This window comes from Pseudoalteromonas luteoviolacea H33-S, assembly GCF_001625695.1.
GTDB classification, from domain to species: Bacteria; Pseudomonadota; Gammaproteobacteria; order Enterobacterales; family Alteromonadaceae; genus Pseudoalteromonas; species Pseudoalteromonas luteoviolacea_B.
The window spans coordinates 1-20,361 of sequence record NZ_AUXY01000083.1; the positions used below are offsets into that span (position 1 = coordinate 1).

A 20,361-nucleotide genomic window follows, 5' to 3' on the forward strand; every position below is an offset into this window, starting at 1 on the left:
AAAGTTCATGATCTTGCCCTGAGTTAGTAATCATTAGTAACAGCAAAATTAATATAACTAAGGTGCTGTAAATCGTGTTTCTTTGTATTGTCATTTTTATTGGAAACAGTCTAAGTTATAAGCGCGGCGGACATGCTTTTAAGTAAACTTCAGTAATATCATTAAGATGAATAAAAATAAAGCAAATGACGATATTTAAGTAGTAACCAGCGACCATAGCGCTGTGATTAGAGGCTAGATAATTCCTTAAGCCTACTAACTTTGCTAAAATGCGAGGCTTAAAGGTTTATTTTTGAGGAATTCATGAAACACTGGGCTGTACGTTTATCCATTTTAATACTCATTATTTTAGCTGTAAGACAACCTGATCTTGAGCTACAAAATCCCGGAAAGGTTATTTCTTACAAAGGATTAGTACAACCTACTGACTACAGAGGTGTGACTAACGAAACTTGTACAGCAAACAGGTTGACGTCTATTGAACATCCATTTATCGAAAATACGCTCCCCGCAATTGAGAAAGCATTTGAATTAGGGGCAGATACTGTGCACCTAAACGTACATGCGACAGCAGATAAAGAGCTGGCTATTTTTCATGATTGGACACTAGGTTGCCGAACCAATGGCGAAGGGGTGACCTCAAAGCAAACCATGGAATATTTAAAAACTTTAGATACAGGATACGGCTATAGTGTCGGTGAAGAGGAAATATACCCACTTAGAGGCAAAGGGGTTGGCCTTATTCCATCTTTAACTGAAGTGCTTACGAAATTCCCAGAAAAATCGTTTTTACTTAATGTGAAAACAGCAGGTCCAGAGTCAATCGAAGTCTTGACGAGTCATTTAAATAAGCTGACTGTTGAACAGCGCAGCCGTATTAGCTTTATGGGTATTCAAAGTGTATCAGAGGAAATTATTGAGCAATTTCCTGAGCAAATGACGTACTCAAAAGAGGTCGGCAAACGCTGCCTTGTTAAGTACATTTTTATTGGTTGGTCACGTTACTACCCCGGCTCTTGTAGTAATACAACCCTCGTAATTCCAGAGCAGTTTGGTAAGATTTTATGGGGATGGCCTGAACAATTTGCTGCACGCGCTCAGCAAAATGGCAGTGAAGTATACCTTTATCAAACTAAGCAGCCTTATTCATCAAGCAGTGATTTAAGAGAGCAGGGCATTGGCCTGTTTACTGCTGATATGTTTGGCTTATCTGAAGGTGCTAAAAGCAAGTAAATCAGCGTGTTTGAATAGAGAAAAGGCTGCGTGTGCAGCCTTTTTTCATCTTTAATAGACGTCTCGCACATAACGTTTTTGTTTTTTAAGGCTTGCGACATAGGCCTGAGCCTCTGCTGCATCAAAACCGCCGTGCTTAGCAATGACATCATGCAAGGCCTTATCAACATCTTTGGCCATTCTAAACGCATCACCACACACATAAAAATAGGCACCGCGTTCTAACCAGCTAAAGAGCTCAGCGCCTTCTTCTTGCATTTTGTCTTGTACATAGACTTTTTGCGCTTGGTCACGAGAGAATGCCAAATCTAAACGGGTAAGCAAGCCGCTTTGCTGCATTTGCTCAAGCTCTTCTTGATATAAAAAGTCACATGCTTTTTGCCTATCGCCAAAAAATAACCAGTTGTCACCAGTGGCCTCAGTGGCCGTGCGTTCCTCTAAAAAGCCCCTAAATGGCGCAATACCGGTTCCTGGACCGACCATGATAATTGGCGCTGATTGGTCTTCAGGTACCGAAAAATGTTTGTTTGGTGCAAAGTAGCATTTCACTTTATCACCGGGTTTACAGACATCGGCCAAAAAGGTGGAGCAGACCCCATTGTGGGCGCGGTTTTCTTGCTCATAACGGACGCTGGCAATGGTTAAATGTACTTGATTGTTATGTTTCTTAATACTCGATGAAATTGAATAAGCTCTTGGCGCAAGGGGTTTTGATAAGCGGATAAAGTCGCTTGCGGTGAATGCATTGGGTGCATATTTTCTCAATAGGTCAACACAATCGAGACCCCAAATAAAATCATTTAAGGCTTGAGCATCTTCTTCTAATTTAGCAATAAATTGAGCATCACCACTTCGGGCAGCCACTTCAGCGACAAACTCTTTGCTAGGTATTCTGATCTCTAAATGTTCACTAAAAATAGTTTGCAGTTCAAGCGTATGGCCATCGTGCTGCTCTTGCTGCTCAGGGCGCGCCCCAAGTAATGCGATTAATTCTTCAACCAAACCTGCACGATTAACAGGGATCAAATTAATGGCATCTCCTGCGTCATACACTTCCTTTGAATCAAGTAACGAAAACTCGTAGTGGCATGTCTCTTTACCAGAGCCCGGCTTATTCAGTGTATACGCGTTCACCAATTCGGCTTCAAATGGGTTTTCGCGTGTGAATTTGGGTTTGGCTTTTTTAGTGGCCACAGGTGCACTAGTGGGAATGACTTCACTTTGCCCGTTACTGCCTTTTTGTGCAATGGTCGGTAAGGTTTCGGCAATCCACTCTTGCGCGGGCGACTCAAAGGCCACATCGCAATCGACTCTGTCTGCGATGCGTGTTGCGCCAAGCGCTTCAAGGCGCTCATCCCATTGAATACCAGCAAGGCAAAAATCATCGTAATTAGTATCACCAAGAGCCAGCACAGAGAAATAGGTGTTGTCGAAGCGAGGCGCTGTGTCACTAGATATATCATCCCACAGTGCCTGCGCGTTATCAGGCATCTCGCCTTCACCATATGTACTGGTAATAACCAGTAGCCGTTCAGCTTGGCTGAGCTGAGCAAGGTCAGCATCATCCATATCTAGTACCACAGGAGAAAGACCGTGATTTTTGGCTATTTCAGCTGCTTCTTCGGCAACGCCCTCGGCGTTCCCTGTTTGAGAACCATAAATAATGGTGATGGGTTTAACCTGCTGTTGCGGCGCGCTGGTGGTTGATACATGCTCTTCTTTGACCAGCAAACGTGTATGCAGACCTGCTAAAAAGCCGCCTAGCCATTGTCTTTGATCGTCGTTAAATGGGATATCCTGTGGTAAAAACGGGACTTTTTTGTTGCTTTTAATGTGTTCCATAATCTTCTCCTACTTACGCAGCGTGCCTGACGGCTTCTGAAAGTACATGGCAATAATGTGTGGCGAGTAATTCATTTAAACTGCGATATTCAAGCAAGGCTTGTTGCACCGCTTTGTCTCTGTGAATGATCCACACACTTGTCCCAATCGCTGGTGAGTCACATACCTCTCTAAGAGAGAGGGCATCTTTGTAATCTTGCACACGTTTTTGCGCCAGCAAGCAACTAAGTGCTTGGTCGTCATAACTGGCAAGTGCTTCTTTGGCGTCTTTAGCTAATGCATCGATAAGCTTGTGATCTAACGTATCAAACAAGTAGTGTGCATTGACCTCTGTATAGCCTTGCGCATGTTGCTTTTGCACAAGCTGGTCAGCCCTATGTAAAATGCCTGCGCTGCTGATGTAGCGATACACAAGATCTGTATCACAGTCCCCATAGTCGGGGAGTTCACCATCAAATAAGCTGATATTGGTGTCTTGATAGTCCTGATATGCATGCTTTATCGTTTTAACCGACTTTTCAGCCCAACCTTGTGATAGCTCTTCCAACATGGCGCGTCTATTGAGCGTTTGCACAATGCGATCCGCACAGTGATACTGGAACAACGCATTCGGGATAAGCACATAAAAGTGCTGTTTGGCTGTTTGCCAGTCATCTAGAAGCGCTTGAACTTTTAAGGAGCGTGTTGCTGTGACATGATCAGTTAAATGTTGCAATAGTGCTTGTTCTTGCCCTTTGCAAAGTGCATCGTCTTCTCCTAGGTGCAAAGCCGTGACTGAATCTTGGGAGCAGAGTTCACTTATTCGTCCTGACGGGTCGTATTGATAAGCGGTGCCACCGCTCATGCCGTTACCAAAGCCTTTGCCATACGTGCCAATATTCACAATGGCACCATTGGTCATATACTCGCAACAAAAATCGCCAACGCCTTCAATTACAGCAACGGCTCCTGAGTTCCTGACGCCAAATCTATCACCCGCTTGGCCGTTAACGTATAGCTGTCCGCCTGTCGCACCAAACAAGGCAAAGTTTCCAATGAGGACATTTTCTTCTATAGAGTTATTACCACTGGTAACGACGATTTGTCCGCCACTTGCGCCTTTTCCGACACCGTCATTACAAGTGCCTATATGTTGCAGTAACATGCCTGAGTTATTAAAAGCACCGTAGCTTTGGCCCGCGGAACCGGTTGTATGCAGTTTAATGCTATTGGGTTTGAGCGTTTTACGACCATTTTCAAGGCGCATTATGGCGGGGTGGTTTTCAATGTCAGCATCCGATAAGCGATAATTCAAAATACGCTCAATATCGATGGCCAATTGACCACCCACGGTTTTGTTGCAGTTGTTGAGCTTGACAGGATCGCTTTCAAACTGGGTGAGCTTAGTGGTAAGAAAATCACTTTCTAATTGCTGCAACCAAGCACTGTCGATGTCAAAGTTAGCTTCTAAATAAATTGGTGTAGTAATCTTTATTTCTTGGGCTGGCTTCAACATTGCTGTCATATCCAGCTTACCGACCATGGCTGGGTGAGATACTAAATGCAACAGATCTGAGCGTCCTCGAACTTCAGCTAGGGAGCGATAACCAATGCTGGCTAAGATTTCGCGGACTTCGTGGGCTACATTCATAAAATACTGTGCAAGTGCTCTTGGGTCGCCTCGATACACTTCAGGGTTTGTGGTCAATCCAGCAGGACATTTTAAATTACAGTTTTTGGCCATCACACATTTGAGCATCATCAAGGCGGTGGTACCAAATTCAAAGGAATCCCCTCCAAGCATCGCTGATTTCACCACGTCACTACCAGTTTGGTGTGCATTAGAGCAGCGAAGCATTATTTTGTCGCGCAGGCCATTTTCAGCCAGCGCTTGATGCACTTCTGCAATGCCAATGTCGGCAGCACGCCCCGTGTGTTTTAAACTGGTTACTTGCGCAGCCCCCGTGCCACCTGTATTACCTGCAACATTGATAACATCAGCGCCAGCCTTGGCGACACCCACAGCAATAGTACCAATGCCTTCAGAAGACACTAGCTTAACAATCACGCGTACGCGCGCAGCTTTTGCATCATGAATTAACTGGCCTAAGTCTTCGATTGAATAGGTATCATGATGCGGTGGAGGAGAGACGAGTTCGACCCCTGGCGTACCGCCTCTCGCTGCGGCGATAACTACGTTCACTTTTGGTGCGGGTAATTGTCCGCCTTCGCCTGGTTTTGCACCTTGGCCAATTTTGATTTCGATTTCCTGTAGTGCAGGATCGGCAAGGTAGCCAGTCCAAACACCAAAGCGTCCTGAGGCAAACTGCTTTATTTTACTGGCTTTGACCGTATTGTAGCGGCGTGAGTTTTCACCGCCTTCACCTGAGTTACTCATCGCACCTGCGATATTAGTACCTTGCGCAACAGCCTCGTGGGCCTTTTCGACCAAGGCGCCATGACTCATTGCGCCAGAGGCGAATGTCGCCGTTATTTCATGAGCGGGCTGCACATCAGTGAGAGAAATTTCATCTGCGCCGCTCACTAATTTGTTACACAACTTATCAAGCGTAGAGTTAGTTCGTGTTTCAATGAGTATTTTGTCATTGGCTGGCAGAACTTCATACACTTCTGCTTTGAATAGTTGATTGAGTGCCTCAGCCAGAAAGTTATTGGTATCTACATTATTGGCGCTGTGGCTCAATAGCCATTTGTGCTGTGCGATAGGTTCAACATTTAACCCTCTCACATGTACTTGGAAGGAGCCTGAAATCTCAATCAACTTGAGCGCATCAATGAAGGCTTGCGTGCTGTTAAGTTGGGTAAAGTCTAAGGGTAGGGCGAGCACGTCTCGCAGTGCAGCAGGCCGATGATGGCGTTCAACCAGTAAGTTGTGGCTAAACTCCCTGTAAGCTTGTGTTATCTTAAATTGAGCGATTTGCTCAGGCGTCCTGGCTTCGAAGCCTAAGTCTTTATAACCATCGTCCTCAGGCAAGATCACGCCTGTGTCTGTGGACTCCAGCTGTGATTCATCAATATATTGAATTTTCTCTTCTGTCATATTGATGTATTCACGTACGGCAGTTGTACCAAAACTGTGACCGGCTCCTTGCGCACGCTCTTTGAATAAACCGAGCACAGGTATTTGATCTTCAGCTTGCACTTCGAATACTTTTTTATGCCAGCTTACGGCACTTTCTACGAGGTCTTTAAAGCGCGCTCCGCCAACTGGTGAGTGAATATTCGGGAAAATGGCTTTGAGCAATGGGTCATGAGTATCTATGAAGTTGGCTTCAAAAAATTCACCGCCAATGTAGCTCTCAACGGTACACAAACCGAATTTACCCATGGTTTTCATCAAGGCTTTTTCTGCGGCTTTTTGATATCGAGCGAGTGCATCGAGTACCGCTTGTTCATTTTCGAATAGCTCAACGGCGCGATTGTAGACAGTAATAGGGCACACCGCGGATGCACCAAACCCAAGTAGGCAAGCAAGGTCATGGGTGCTGGCGGCTTGACCTGTATGGCAGACTAAACTGGTATTAAAACGCAGCCCTTCGGCGATTAGCTTTTGGTTAATGGTCGCAACAGCTAACAGTGCCGGGATCGCTGCCTGCTGATGGGTAACCGCTTGGTCACTCAAGATGATAATATCGCAGCCGTCCTGAGCTAATTGCTCGGCGCGACAAGCCAGAGTTTTGAGTGCATCAAGTAATTGCTGTTGATGGTCTGTGTGTTCTGGGTCAACATTAAACAACATGGGCAAAGTGCTCACCTTGAGTGCCGTTTGGGCACTGATCTTCGCCAAATCTTGAGGTTTTAAGAGTGGTGAATTGAGCACAATTTGGCGATGACTTGTTGGGCTAATATTGGGCTTTGCTCCTAGCGCTACACGTAAAGTCATACCATCGACTTCGCGAATGCTGTCTAGCGGTGGGTTAGTCACTTGTGCAAAACGCTGACTGAAGTAACGTGATACTCCCCCCTCCTCACGAGTAAGTACGTTAGGCGCGAGGCCATAACCCATTGCTGATATTTTTTCAGAGCCATCTTGCAACATGGGGTCAAGCATAAACTTAAAGCTCTCTTGGTTCATGCTATACGCAACATGTTGTGCTGCTATGTTGAGTTGAGTATTGTGGGTGACATCGCTTTGATTAATGGCGGGGAGTTCTGCCAGCGTGAGCCTTGCTTTGTTTAACATCGCCGCATAATCGTGTTCAGCTGCGAGTTCTTCCATGATCTGTGCGGTGAGTTTTATTTCTTTTTTTTGATGGTCAAAGACAATCATGCCGCCAGCTTCAATACGGCCTCTGCGAATAATCTCCTCGTCGGGAAAGTCAATTTGCCCAGCTTCACTCATTACTGCTAAATAGTCATGGGTTTCAACGCTGCGAAGTGGCCTCAACCCGAGTCTATCCAATCGTGCGCCAACTTTAACGCCGTCGCCAAAAATAAAGGCCGCTGGGCCGTCGTTTTTCTCTTCATATAGTGAAAAGTACTCAAGCATCGCGCGCACGGGCTTAGATAAGCTCTCATCGTTTTCCCAAGCCGGTGGCATCATAGCCAGCGCTGCCACATCAATCGGCATGTCGTCTTCGATAACGCGTCTTGCAAGTGTTTGGTCAAGTCTTGCCGAATCAGATTGACCAGCAGGGAATATCAAACGCTTGTTTTTATATTTAGCAATGGCATTTTCACTGAGTCTATTTTTCCTGTCGGTATTTAACTCTCCATTATGTGCCATGCGTCTAAATGGCTGAGCAAACATGGGGTTAGGTGCTGTATTGGTTGAAAATCGAGTATGGAAGAATAAAGTATGAACCTGCTGTTCCGGATCACTGAGGTCTTTGAAATAGGGGATCACTTCCCAGCTATTTAATCGACCCTTTAATACTTGCGTTTGTGAGCTCATTGAGAGCGGATATAAACCACGAAGGTGTTCTGAGGTAAATGCATGCAGCTCAATCTCTTCAAGTGCTTGATGTATTAGCGACTCAAAGACGGATTCGCTGCTGATATGAACGGGTCTTGAAAAAACAAATTGCTTTATAGCTAACTGTGCTTTTTGACTTTCAGGGTTGAGTACAGAGCTGTCTGTTGCAACATCTCGTGTTGTTATAACCTCTAGATTATGTTCAGTTAGAACACGGCTGATCAATGACAGTGCATCTTCACGATTGGTACTGTCATTGGGCAGAAAAAAGTTAGCGACGCCAAACGCACCTAATTCTAGATGTGGTTGTTTGGTCACTTTTCTAAAAAATGTGAGAGATAAATCAATATTTACACCAGCGCCATCGCCAATTCCTTCGGCATTCATACCACCTCTATGTGGGATCATACATAGTGCCTGATGTGCGTGTTGGATAAGTTGATGTGTTTTTAAGCTCTGCTTGTGAGTAATAAAGCCGACACCACAACTAGACTTATCGAGGTCTTTATCAAATAAATATCGTTTCATAGTGTACCCAATTCAGTAAAACGGGTGTGCTCATCTTGGTCATTAACTTTGAAAACGAGCTACACATTTTTTAAGCAGGCTTTCCAAGCTACTTCTTTGTGAATTTATATGCAAATGATAAATATTTGTATTCTATTATTGGTGGGTGTTTTTGTTTTTTTTGCATGGCTTCCACAAGGGTTTTCATGTCTAAATTTATGATTTTTAAATTTTATTTGTGTTTTTTCTCATGATTTGTAAATGAGTTGAATATTTTTCACGCTTGTGAATTTTTATTGTGTTATTGAGTTTTTCTTGAAGCTTTTTGAATCGCAGCAAAGGTTGCAAAGGGGAAGGATTTGAGTTTAAAAAATAGTCTTGCCGAATTGTTTTCCCTGTGTTAGCTTAACCCCGTTATGAATACTTATAATTTTGAAATACTTATCAATTTATCTTGGTGGCGCTCTTAATAGAGCGGCGCTTGAATACGTGTGTTCAACTGCTGCCGAAAGGTGAAGGTTGATACACAAACTCTGTCTCTTTCGGTAGTAAATAAACAAGGAGACAGCTATGACACATACCATTCTTACTGGTGACAGACCAACCGGACCATTGCATTTAGGCCACTTTGTGGGTTCCTTAAAGCATCGTGTATCTTTACAAGAGCAGCACAATCAAACCATATTAATCGCTGACATGCAGGGGTTGACTGACAATGGCCACAACCCTAAAAAAGTTGCAGACAACATTTTCAACGTCATGGCTGATTATTTGGCTGTGGGGATCTGCCCGACTAAAACGACGATTTGTTTGCAATCGGCATTACCTGCATTGGCTGAACTGGCAATGTATTATGCCAACCTCGTCAGTGTTGCGCGATTAGAGCGTAACCCCACAGTTAAAGCAGAAATCGCCAGTAAAGACTTTGGCGCTTCCATTCCGGCGGGCTTCTTAAATTACCCTATAAGCCAAGCCGCTGACATCACTGCATTTGACGCGACATTGGTGCCTGTAGGTGAGGATCAATTGCCTATGATTGAATTGACCAACGAAATTGTGCGCAAGCTTAACCATGTTGCTGGTAAGCAAGTTTTAATCGAGGCTAAGCCGTTATTGAGTGAGGTATCCCGATTACCTGGAGTTGATGGTAAATCCAAAATGTCGAAATCTCTTGGCAATGTGATCACCTTTGGTAGTACTGATGATGACATAGTCAAAGCCGTGCGTGCTATGTATACAGATCCAAATCATATTCGTGTTGATGACCCAGGTCAGGTTGAAGGGAATGTTGTATTTACTTACTTGGACGCTTTTCATGACGATAAGAGCTATGTTGCATCACTCAAAGAGCATTATCGTCGAGGCGGCTTGGGAGACAGTAAACTCAAAGGTGTATTGGCAGATTGTTTAGTGAATTTAATCACCCCAATTAGGGCTAGAAGAGCACAGTACATTGCGGATCCTGCGCAGCTGAGAGCTGTATTATTGGCTGGCACAGAGCAGGCAAATCAAAAGTCACAACAAGTACTCGGGAGAGTGAAGCAAGCGTTTGGTTTGAATATTCTTTGAAGGATGATGATGTGACCGACCACATGTTAAATGTGGTCGGCACGCCTCATTCCCAATGCACTTGGGTCATTACTCAGGTTGTTTTAATGGCACGTGTTGGAAGATTTCTGGGTCAATTTCACGGGTGTTGAAATTAGGGAAATCTCGAACGGAAGCCATTTTTTGAGGGTCACCTGTGACCATTCTCAAAAGCTGATTGGTATCTGCTTTGAAGTAATATGTGGCGGGGCCTTTGCCATTCGGGCGTTGGAAATGCCAAATATCAGCTTCAAATCCGAGAACCTCGCATGTTCCTTGGAACTGAGCATCACACAATTCCAATACATCTTGCATCAAAATGAGCTCGTGGCACGGGTCAACTTCGTCATTTAAGACTTGCTCTTTAAAGGAGCTCTGTTTATCCATGTGCTCACGGCTATACGCAACTTTCGATTTGAAAGACTCATTGGTTGCAGGGTACATGATTTCAGACATCCACAATCTATGACCTGTTTTTTCTTCAGACCATGGATTGAAAAGGCCGTCGATTCTGCACACGTTGCGGGTATAGTCAAACCAGCAATAACCTGATGTAATGTGCTCTTCCGGCTGCATCGGCTGCCAATAAGAAATATAACTGGTGCTCCACTGCGCAGGTAGCTTTGGTCGCTGCTTTTGCTTTTGCAGGTCCATATTACTTCTCTCCACGAGCCAGCGCTCTTTCTAGTGCTTGGCCAAGTGCTGCTGGCAACGGCGGTAATTCGCTGCGGCGCTCTGCAAAGCTCTGTGCAATTTCTGGGGGAGATAAATGCATTCTGTCTTCGACAGTTTCAAACCACAAGCGGCTAATAGTGGCGTGTTGGTCAAATAAACGCATGATAGGCATGACGTGCTGGTTAAAGTCAGTCAATGCTGCTTGTACATTGTCTGGGTTATCATACACGGCCTTTACTAAGATCTGTGCCCCAACTACAGCCATGGTGGTACCGTGACCGATTGAGAAGTGGCCTGATTGCAATGCGTCACCAAGCAGTGCGACATTACCATCAAACGCCTGTTCGTGGCTCAAAGTCATAAAATTACGCCACTTTAGGCCTTCTTGCGCCATTACAGGGTTACCGTCTAAGTCATCTTCAAAAACGGATGCGATGAATTTTTCTGCATCTTGCGCTGACATTTCATCTAGGCCTGACTTTTGATAGGTTTCTTCGCTACATTCCACCACGAATGTGCTCATAGTACTTGAGTACTTGTAAGAGTGCGCGACAAAAATGCCTTTAGAATGAGATTTAAAAATCAGGTTCATGGCATCAAAAGTTTTAGGTGTGCCATACCACATATAGCGGTTTTTACCGAACTCAATCTTTGGTTTCAGTGCATCACGGTAGTATGTGGTGGTGTGGTTGATACCATTTGAGACCACCACTAAATCATAGTCATTGCATAGCAGCTCAGCATCTTCAAGGGCTGGCTGTTCATAGTCAATGGTGATACCTAGGCTGACGCAAAGTTGTCTAAGCTCTCTGACCATAGACTTTCGCTCTGCACCACACAGGGTCACACCAGTACTTTTTAGCGCGCTTTGGTTGTGGTGAGTGAGTTTAAAGTCTTCTAAGTATTGCGCGTCAAGCGTTTCATGATTTGCTAAGTACGACAGCGGGTTTGCAGGGTGGTGCGGTGCACGTCCTGGTAATACTACGCCCCAGCCAACAACGTTTGCATCTGGATGATTCTTTTCAATGATGCGAATATCCCAATCTGGTTGTAATTTTTTAGTTTCACTTGCGAACATCAGGCCAGATGGGCCTGCACCAACGACTAAAATCTTCATTAATTCATTCTCCCTATTTTATACCAAACGTTTTGCTTTTCTTGCTTGTCTCTAAGTTCACTGTAACGCATTGAAGTGAAATATAATTTTTCTGCCATATCTGGCGGGTAATGGTCTGGAAACTTTTGGTTCATGTAACGGGCAAATCGTGCTCGCATGAAGAAGACTGGATCTGAGCAGCTAAGCACCTCATAGTTTGCCCGTGCCATATCTTGCATGGCATCGGCTTCTATTTTACGAAGCTCTGTGAATTCGCTCAGCACCTTGCCAAAGTCATCGCCATATTGCTCAAATAAAGTATCTAACACATATGCATCTTCAAGGGCCATATTCATACCTTGGCCCAAAAACGGCGCTGTGGCATGGGCTGAGTCACCAATCAGTAGCGCAGTGTTTTTATAGTGGAAGGTAGAAGAACGAACATTAATTAAGTCGTTGCTTGGCTTCACCATAAATTGCTCGAACATATCTTGGCGAATATCTTCTGGCACCATCGGGTAGTACTGATCGAAAAATGCACGCATTGCGGTGCTGTCATCACTATGTAAGCTTACTTGCCCTGTATAAGGCAAACACACAGCAAAACTAATACTGCCATCAGGTATAGTCGCTGCACGTCCTGCGAATTGACCGCCTGAGTCCATGCCAAAGAAGTAAAGTAGATCTTTGCGTAAGCCCACTTTTGAGGCATCAGGCACTACCAAAGTTTTGTAACCATGCTTAAAGAAAGATTGGTGGAACTCAAAGCGTCGACAGTTTGACTGCATAGCCTCTCGTACACATGAGCGCGCGCCATCTGCACCGATCAGTAAGTCGCCTTTATGAGTGACAAAGTTGTCATTACTGTCTTTGGTCATGACTGAGCTGTTGTCTAAGTTTACTTCAATACAACGCTGGTCATAGTGGTAATGAACACCTGCCAGCTCTGCGTATTTATTAAGTAAAACTTGAAATGCACTGCGACTTAATGACAGCGGTTTGAGCTTCTCAAGCGGTGGCAGTTCACGTGTCTTAGGCTCACCTTTGATAAAAAATGACATACCAGATACTTCAACGCCACATGCTTGTAATTCCTCAACTGGGATCCCCGCAGCGACAACAGCTTCAATACCTCTTACGGTCATACTCACCCCAATAGCGCGTGAGCTGACTTGGTCAATATAGTCGGCCTGACTTTGTAGGGGGTTTCCACGTTTTTCTATGATGTGTACATCGTATCCACGTTTTGCTAAGTAAATGGCTGTCAGGCCACCGGCTAGACCGCCGCCAATGACGATTATTTTCTTCATGATTAAGCTTCCCTTGAAAGTTTGCCAGTTGCGATTTCATGCATCTGATTTTGAAAAAACTCTAATAACTCAATTTGTGTTGTTGGAGGTTTTGCACAGACCATAGCTCTGCCCATATCAGCAAGCTGTTTACATTGCTCTGATATAGCCATACACCCTTGCTCTAGGTCTGGGAATACGTGTGTATTAATTGGTTCTGGTACGGGGGGGCCTGCGTTTCGACCCGGCGTACCCGATGGTAAGGTCATTAATAATACGGATAGTGGTCTTAAAATACCGGTCATTAAGTCTATCGCGCCATTCATTAAACGAGAGCGGCGCATACTACCCAGTGGTTTTATTGCAAAGTGCTGCATCATGAGCTGAAACATCAGTTCGTGGCAGCCTTTATAAAACTGCATAAGCTCTACGGCAGCAGGATCTGTTACTAGGTTACAACCCGTTCTTGGCTCAAACACCGGGTTTTTTAATACGGGGTAAGCTGGCTCGAATGGAATGTCGTTATTTGTTAAAGCTTTTGAGATGGCTCTTAGACGATTAAAGTGACTGACTTCAAATTGTGGTGAGTCAGCAGCAACACCTTCGCCTTGCTCGGTGACAAAGTTAATGGCAAAAAGAGCCGTTTCTTTGTCGTATACTTCAAATTGATAACCCGGATATTCGCGATTGATTATTTCGTTTAAGAACAAGTGATGCTCGCCACCGAGGTTGACCCGCTCTTTGCAAAATAAGTCGGGGATCTCTTCAATAGCGGTGGTAATATCCGCGTAAAAATCTGCGATAGATTTCCCAACAGTTGGAAAAAACGCGGGCCACTCAAAGCGGACAAACTTAGCGATGATATGCTCAGAGAAAGGTTCAAAAGAAAACTCAGTATCGAGACCAAACTTGTCTTTGGCTTCTTCCCCAAGTACGGGCTTACCTGGATAAAACGGCTCACCAAGGGCCATTAAAAGATTATTGACGACCAAATAATGGATCATCTCTTCATGGGCTATTTCGAGTAAAGCGCCACGCCATCCGCTATTGAGACGTCTATCTTCGCCACCGTTAACTAACTCAAGCTGTTGCTCGTTCCAGCGGCCCATCGATACAAAGTGTTCACCAATGGCATAGTTAGGTAACGAATAGGCGCTGTAGATATATTGCAACATAATCGACAGCTCAAGATCGACGGCATCTTTCAACGCGTTAATCAGCTGTGCTTTGGTTTTTATATTGCCATTGATTTGTGCCTTTTCTTGCTCGGCAGGTAAAATTTGTGGCATTGCTGATTGTTCGACATTGCATAAGTACTTTAGAAATAGTTGCGCGTGCACCTCAGGCATTTCCCGTGTGCTTGGCATGTAAAAGCTTTTATCTCTGTTTTTAGGGTCGCACATTTGCCACATTAAACGTGCATAGGTTTCACATTTACATTTATCCGCCATACTAAATACGGCTTCGGTCATAAACGGGTAAAATAGTTCGTAGTACGCCATGACGTGCTGATAAAGGAAGTCGTAGTCAACTTGTTCCGTCGGTATATCCGCAAGTGCCCAAGCATCAGGGAGCACTCTCACTTGCACTGGACTGTAAAACTCACCTAAAAATAGCTCAGCGCCGCCTGCGGATAAACTCTCAACAATAATACTGCCATGGCCATCTTCGTTAGTATCAAGATAAGTAGAGCTGGTGACTGTGTCAGGTGCTAGCGAATGTGTTGCTAATTGAGATATTGACGCTGGTTTTCCGCGATAATAACTGCGCACATCTAACTCGATTGTACAGGACTCTTTGGTAACTGAGTTTGGGCTTTCCATGGCGATAATGTGTTGTTCAGCTTGGATGTACCAATCGCTTTCATACCAAGTGTGACGTTCGGAACATAACTTCAACGATTGTTGCTCAAACTGGCTGTCAAACTCGGGAAGTGGGATGTCAATTACGCCTGAGTTAGTCGTGTTATTGAGATAAGTCTCTTTGGGTATGACGGCTACCACTTGACCATTATTTGACTTTAAATAAAGGTCGCCAAGATCTACCTTTTCACTGAGTTTTGGTGGCATGCCATTTTCAACTGGCATGGTTTCTTCATATCGCTGGTGGGGCAAACTAATAGCTGTATTTAGGCTCAACCAGTTATCTCTTATTGATAAAGCGATTGGTGCATATTGTTCGCTGTTATCTGGCCTTAAGACTCTGCCAGTAGGGCAAGTGGCCATATCGTCGTCGTACCATAAACCAATGGTGCCGTGTAAGTCACAAAATACAGGCATATTAGGCGCTTTAGGTGGAGACAAGTTGCTTACGCAGTATTGAATAAGCAGGCCTTTTACCGCTGGGTCTCGCAGCTTATTTCTTAATTCAGTTAAAAATTCAGAGTCTAAACCAAGTTGGTTGAGTATAAAGTCTTTACTATCTTTATTAACCGTGAATTGAAACAGCCGAGCTTCGCTCATTTCCTCATACAGAAAGTGGTTAATTGGCTCTTCAATATATCCACGATTAAGCCAGCGAACACCATGGGTGCAGTCTATATCTGCAGATAAAATATGGGCCGTATTGGCAGACGATTTAGGGTCAGTGATTGTAAGCTGACCTGCATAAATTAAGGCTGAATCTCGTCTAGTCGGATCGTTATCAACCCAACGTGCGCGATTAAATGAGGTTCTTAAATACTCGTTGTAATGCCCCCATAAAGACAGTTTATTACCCACAAGCTTGTCATCAGTGATGTATTCACCGGGACGTAACTGCACTGACGTAACTAGGGTATTTTCCCAGCTAAAGTGATTATTCCCGCGCATGTTATATCCTGCACTGAGGTTAAATTCACCTTCTTCGTCAAGTTTACCCTGAGCATTAAACTTGGGGCCAAGTGACTTTATATAGTCATGAAAGTCGCGTGGCGACTTAGACACATCAAAGGGTTTGCCATCCATGGTAGCCGTGTTATTCGATATATCTAACGTGTTGCTAATATTACGATTACCTGTTGGCACATTAACACGCGCAACCCCTTTAAAATGAACTCGGGGAAAGTCGAGAATACTCATTTATTTAAACTTCCTAGTTACTGGTCTTAATTATGTCTGTGTCTAATGACAGCTAAACGTGAGCAAGCTCACATTCTTTTTGTGCTTTTACTTGTCTTTGCTTCACTCTCTCAAGAAGCGTATTCGCCGCGCTGGTGCCGGCCATAATACCGCCTTCCATCCAACCGCAATGAGATGTGTAAGCATCTGATGCAGAGATGATGTGAGACTTTTTATGTGAGAGTGTTTTAGGGTGGTTGGGGCAAGACTCTTGAGAAAATTCAACGCCATGCACCCAATGTTTATGAACATGGTTGCTCGGATCTGGAAGTTGGCTCATATGACACTTTAATGCCTCGGCCATTAATTCTTTTACTGTTTGTAAGTAATGTGCTTCACCTTTTAATGTGGCGTCACGCCAAAAGTTGGCATAATCACTGTCGGTATAAAAAAATACATACTTGTTATCTTTAAAATACAGCTTTCGGATAGGGTTATTGGCTATCACCACATGATCCGCTAAATCCATATCTTGCCACCAAGGCGTATCGTAAAATAAGAAGCCCTTGAACAGCGGGATAGAGCCATAGGTATAGTTGCTCCAATCTTGCGGGAAACCACAATTAAGTTTTTTCATCGCTGTCGGTGGAAAAGTTAAAATCATCTCGCCTTCATTGATAATCACTTCTTGCTGCTTTTCATTTTTTAATTTGAGTACAGGAGTTTCAGTATCAGCTTCGATACTTGTTAATTCATGGCCAAAGTGAAATTCGACACCATGCGCAAGTGCTTGCTCATAAAGCTTCTCTGGTAATGCCGAAAACCCTTCTTTAAGGTTAAACCATTCATACCCAGCGTTTTCAGAAAACCCCTGGATCTCAGGATGCTTTTCAATAATGTCGAAGGCAATATGCGGCGTAATATTAGGTAATGACAACGAATCATAACCGAGTGCATTGATCATCTCACGAGCTTGATTTCGGCCAACATAGATGGTTAAAAACTCTTCAAAGGAGTCATGCGCATGCTCGTCACACAAAGGTTTCAAATTTTTCAGAATGCTCTTTAAACTTTTATGCAATGCTTGTGGGCGCTTTAGTTGTGTAAAAGGGAATTTTTCATAGGCCAAGTTCAAGGATTTTACTTGCTCTTTGACATTATGATGAAGACCCGAGGAAAAGCGTCCAGCGCCGAGGTCCACATAAAGATCATTGACTTTTATCGCATGTGCGCGTCCACCGACACGATTTTTGTGTTCATAAACCCGAATGGTTTTCTTTTTACACTCATTTGATTTTGCTAACGTTAGCGCGCAAATGATGCCTGAAATGCCCGCCCCGATGATTGAGATTGTATTTTCTCTAACCGTCATGTTCCATGTTTCCTTGAGTTTTCCTAAAAACTTGTAGCTCTAAATGAAACTTCATTAATAATTAACATTATTTAAATATTAAAAATCATTGTTAAGCCGGTTTATTCACTGAAACACGAAAGTGTTAAATTCGTATTCCATAAAATCAATAGATTATGATTAATTAAACTCGCTGTAATTGCTGGGGAGAATGATATCACTATCGTTCGCAATAATTAACATTGATCACGATAATGTTATTAAAATAATGATATTTTCGGTCTGTAATAATTTTTAAATTGTTTTGTTTATTGCAATTTGTGCATTTACTTTATTGCGAAATTGGCTTTAATTTATTTTTTTAGAATAAAGCACTATGCCAGTTTCATGATTGGTACATGAATTTTTGTTTTCAATTTGGGGATAAATATGTAGGAAATGTGGAGGTGAAATTTCAACGCATTACACGAGTTGCTTTCTCCGGGTACAGAAAGTGTAAATAGGCAAATTGAAATATTGATTAAGCGTATGAATCTTAATTGTTTTTTGTAAGTTCAGGAGGTGTTCAGTTATCTTGCAATGGATCGCTTTGTGGGTGCGAGTATGACAAAAACTTGTGGCCGAAAGCTTGAATTTTACCGGTGAATTTGATTTTCATTTGTACCGATTACCTAAAGTGGTAAAACAATAGGTAAATCGGTATTTGTTTATTTGCAATGTAAAAACTAAGATGAATTTTTTATAACTTGGTATAGTTCTAATTCTTTTTTATTAGTCTTTTTAGTGTGTACAGTGAAAAAGCAAGTGCAAATAGTCCGCCAGCAGTATCTGCAATCGGGAAAGACCACCATAAAGCGTCGGGATTAAATGCATCTGGTAATACTGCCATCAATGGTAAAAGTACAATATAGGTACGTGCAGCATCCAACATAGTTGCAGGAAGTGCTCTGCCCATGCCTTGAAATAGCCCACTAGACATCATGCAAAATCCGGATAGGGCGAATGCACAAAATGAGACGAATGCGATTTGCTTACCAAGTTCGGTGACTTGCTGATCCTGAGTAAATAATGTAATGAGCCACTGTGCGTTAAACGCGAGTATGAAGGTAACTATAAGCCCCCAACCAAAGCTCACTGCACAGGCTACTAAATAAGCTTTATATACCCGTTGATATTGGCCAGCACCATAATTGAAGCCTGCGAGTGTCTGCAAAGCAACCATCATGCCGATAATAGGCAGAAACAGGAACATATAGCTGCGTACTAAGATGCCATGGGCTGTAATGAGCGGCTCGGAGTTATTTGTAAATATGGTCGAGATTGAATATATCGTCGCAGCGAGGATCACTGAGAAACCGCCATGAGAGAGTAGTACAGGTAAACCAAGGCTTAAAATTTTGCTGTGTACCTTCAAAGGACTAAATAGTTGCTGCTTGCTAAATTGGACTTTGCTCTCTCCTTTTATTTGTAGTTGAATCGCCATGATGAGTGCGATGCTGATAGCTGCGATAGTCGCCCACGCAGCACCTGCTACTCCCCATTCGAATACAAATATAAAGACGGCATCGAGCACAATATTTAATACAGAGGCTGTTGTAAGCACTTGCATCATTGCTTTGGGGTTGCCAGAAGCCCGAAAGCCTTCTGTGATTTGATTGCATACAAAGCCAACAACCCAAAATAATACAATGGGTGTGATGTAGCTGGTGGCTTGTGCTTTTAACGCTTCAGGCACCGCTAATAAGTTAAAAATGGCGTCTAGATTAAAATAGGTTAATGAACACAGCAGCAGTGCAGACCCTGCTGCGAGTAAAAAGGAGGCTGAAAATACCTGATTTGCATCCTGTTGGCGTTTTGCGCCAAGGTATCTAGAAATCAGTGACGCCATACCACTGCCGAGCATGGTGCTAATGGCGATTAATAGCATTTGGATTGGAAATACTGCCGAAACGGCGCCCATTGCTTGCGTGCCGATACCTTGCGATATAAAGAGTGCATCCACAAAACTGTATAACCCGCTTATTAACATCCCTAAAATTGTAGGTATTGCCAAAAAGCAAAACTGTTTAAAAATGGGCGCAGTTAGCAACGGTGACTCTTGTTGTTGTGCTAACTCAATGTCTGCTGTGGTCGTACTCATAGATTATCCTTGTGAACTGTTGATTGCTTTCGCTAGTGTACTGAAAAAAATTTAATAAAGTTAATGGTTTGTATGATTAATTTTAATATTGTTGTTTTTTGATTGTTTGGTTGAGGGTTATAAAAACGGATGACTGATAAAGCTTGATGATTATGCGGTGTACTTTTTATGACTATTTATCTAATACGCCGAGTTTAAGCCAATCTTAGCGTGAATACCTGTTGCTAATTAAAGCCCGTTTCTATATTTTATAGTGATGTTATATTGTATCTTTATTGAGAGGGTTAAATGCTAGGTAGTTTTCAACAAACTGGAGATAGAGTGTCTATAGGGCTTGCTTTTTTGTGTTTAGCTCACTGTCTCGTTTTACCTGTTGTTGTTTTAGCATTGCCGTTTGTAGCGACAAGTTTTTTGCAAGAGGAAGCTTTTCATCAAATGTTGCTATTTGGAGTGTTAATTACCAGTATTGTCGCTTTATATAGTGGATGTAAATCCCATCAAAAGTGGAAAATATTTTACAGTGGTATTTTTGGACTCGTTGTTTTGAGTGTTGCTGCATTTTTTGGACATGATTTACTCGGTGATGCAGGAGAGACTATTTTGACTGTTGTAGGCAGTTTGGTCGTTGCATATAGTCACCTCATCAATATTAAGACATGTAGAAGTGATGAGTGTCGCAGTTAAGTTA

Annotated in this window: 11 protein-coding genes; 3 read left to right on the forward strand and 8 right to left on the reverse strand. The window is 43.3% G+C overall.

All coding sequences use genetic code 11. From position 1 onward, the window contains the following. Positions 1 to 303: 303 nt before the first annotated feature. Positions 304 to 1,233, forward strand: a complete 930-nt coding sequence (locus tag N477_RS16160; protein WP_063362678.1) for a glycerophosphodiester phosphodiesterase family protein — start codon at positions 304 to 306, stop codon at positions 1,231 to 1,233. A gap of 51 nt (positions 1,234 to 1,284) precedes the next feature. Here N477_RS16160 and N477_RS16165 read toward each other — a convergent pair whose 3' ends face one another. Both N477_RS16165 and N477_RS16170 read right to left on the reverse strand, forming a co-directional pair. Then, entirely contained in the window at positions 1,285 to 3,075 is a 1,791-nt protein-coding gene (locus N477_RS16165; protein WP_063362677.1) for a sulfite reductase subunit alpha, read from the reverse strand. A 13-nt stretch (positions 3,076 to 3,088) separates the two neighbouring features. Beyond that, positions 3,089 to 8,518: a glutamate synthase-related protein gene (locus N477_RS16170; RefSeq protein ID WP_063362676.1), complete on the reverse strand. Its 5,430-nt coding sequence runs from the start codon at positions 8,516 to 8,518 to the stop codon at positions 3,089 to 3,091. 549 nt (positions 8,519 to 9,067) lie between these two features. Between N477_RS16170 and trpS the strand changes: the two genes are divergently transcribed. Then, positions 9,068 to 10,066 (forward strand): tryptophan--tRNA ligase, encoded by a 999-nt coding sequence (trpS, locus tag N477_RS16175; RefSeq protein WP_063362675.1) that lies wholly within the window; start codon positions 9,068 to 9,070, stop codon positions 10,064 to 10,066. A 69-nt stretch (positions 10,067 to 10,135) separates the two neighbouring features. Here the strand turns inward: trpS and vioE are convergent, their stop codons facing one another. From vioE to N477_RS16205, 6 genes are all read right to left on the reverse strand, one after another. Continuing rightward, a complete protein-coding gene (vioE, locus tag N477_RS16180) occupies positions 10,136 to 10,738 on the reverse strand; it encodes a violacein biosynthesis enzyme VioE (RefSeq protein ID WP_063362674.1) in 603 nt (200 codons plus the stop codon). A 1-nt stretch (position 10,739) separates the two neighbouring features. Beyond that, on the reverse strand, positions 10,740 to 11,876 hold the full coding sequence (locus tag N477_RS16185) for a hypothetical protein (RefSeq protein WP_063362673.1): 1,137 nt from the start codon (positions 11,874 to 11,876) through the stop codon (positions 10,740 to 10,742). Next, complete coding sequence (locus N477_RS16190; protein WP_063362672.1) at positions 11,876 to 13,165, reverse strand: FAD-dependent oxidoreductase; 1,290 nt, start codon at positions 13,163 to 13,165, stop codon at positions 11,876 to 11,878. Before N477_RS16190 ends, N477_RS16185 begins: the two co-directional genes overlap by 1 nt. 2 nt (positions 13,166 to 13,167) lie before the next feature. After that, positions 13,168 to 16,203: an iminophenyl-pyruvate dimer synthase VioB gene (vioB, locus tag N477_RS16195; protein ID WP_063362671.1), complete on the reverse strand. Its 3,036-nt coding sequence runs from the start codon at positions 16,201 to 16,203 to the stop codon at positions 13,168 to 13,170. Between the two features lie 52 nt (positions 16,204 to 16,255). Further along, positions 16,256 to 17,554: an FAD-dependent oxidoreductase gene (locus tag N477_RS16200; protein ID WP_063362670.1), complete on the reverse strand. Its 1,299-nt coding sequence runs from the start codon at positions 17,552 to 17,554 to the stop codon at positions 16,256 to 16,258. Positions 17,555 to 18,290: 736 nt separating this feature from the next. Then, entirely contained in the window at positions 18,291 to 19,673 is a 1,383-nt protein-coding gene (locus N477_RS16205; protein WP_063362669.1) for an MATE family efflux transporter, read from the reverse strand. Positions 19,674 to 19,961: 288 nt separating this feature from the next. On the opposite strand from N477_RS16205, the gene N477_RS16210 reads away from it, so the two are divergent. Continuing rightward, complete coding sequence (locus tag N477_RS16210) at positions 19,962 to 20,357, forward strand: MerC domain-containing protein (protein WP_063362668.1); 396 nt, start codon at positions 19,962 to 19,964, stop codon at positions 20,355 to 20,357. Positions 20,358 to 20,361 lie beyond the last annotated feature (4 nt).

Excerpts from the sequence above, each read along its gene's own strand:
- N477_RS16160 (WP_063362678.1), top strand. The coding sequence starts at position 304 with ATGAAACACTGGGCTGTACGTTTATCCATTTTAATACTCATTATTTTA.
- N477_RS16165 (WP_063362677.1), bottom strand. The coding sequence starts at position 3,075 with ATGGAACACATTAAAAGCAACAAAAAAGTCCCGTTTTTACCACAGGAT.
- N477_RS16170 (WP_063362676.1), bottom strand. The coding sequence starts at position 8,518 with ATGAAACGATATTTATTTGATAAAGACCTCGATAAGTCTAGTTGTGGT.
- trpS (WP_063362675.1), top strand. The coding sequence starts at position 9,068 with ATGACACATACCATTCTTACTGGTGACAGACCAACCGGACCATTGCAT.
- vioE (WP_063362674.1), bottom strand. The coding sequence starts at position 10,738 with ATGGACCTGCAAAAGCAAAAGCAGCGACCAAAGCTACCTGCGCAGTGG.
- N477_RS16185 (WP_063362673.1), bottom strand. The coding sequence starts at position 11,876 with ATGAAGATTTTAGTCGTTGGTGCAGGCCCATCTGGCCTGATGTTCGCA.
- N477_RS16190 (WP_063362672.1), bottom strand. The coding sequence starts at position 13,165 with ATGAAGAAAATAATCGTCATTGGCGGCGGTCTAGCCGGTGGCCTGACA.
- vioB (WP_063362671.1), bottom strand. The coding sequence starts at position 16,203 with ATGAGTATTCTCGACTTTCCCCGAGTTCATTTTAAAGGGGTTGCGCGT.
- N477_RS16200 (WP_063362670.1), bottom strand. The coding sequence starts at position 17,554 with ATGACGGTTAGAGAAAATACAATCTCAATCATCGGGGCGGGCATTTCA.
- N477_RS16205 (WP_063362669.1), bottom strand. The coding sequence starts at position 19,673 with ATGAGTACGACCACAGCAGACATTGAGTTAGCACAACAACAAGAGTCA.
- N477_RS16210 (WP_063362668.1), top strand. The coding sequence starts at position 19,962 with ATGCTAGGTAGTTTTCAACAAACTGGAGATAGAGTGTCTATAGGGCTT.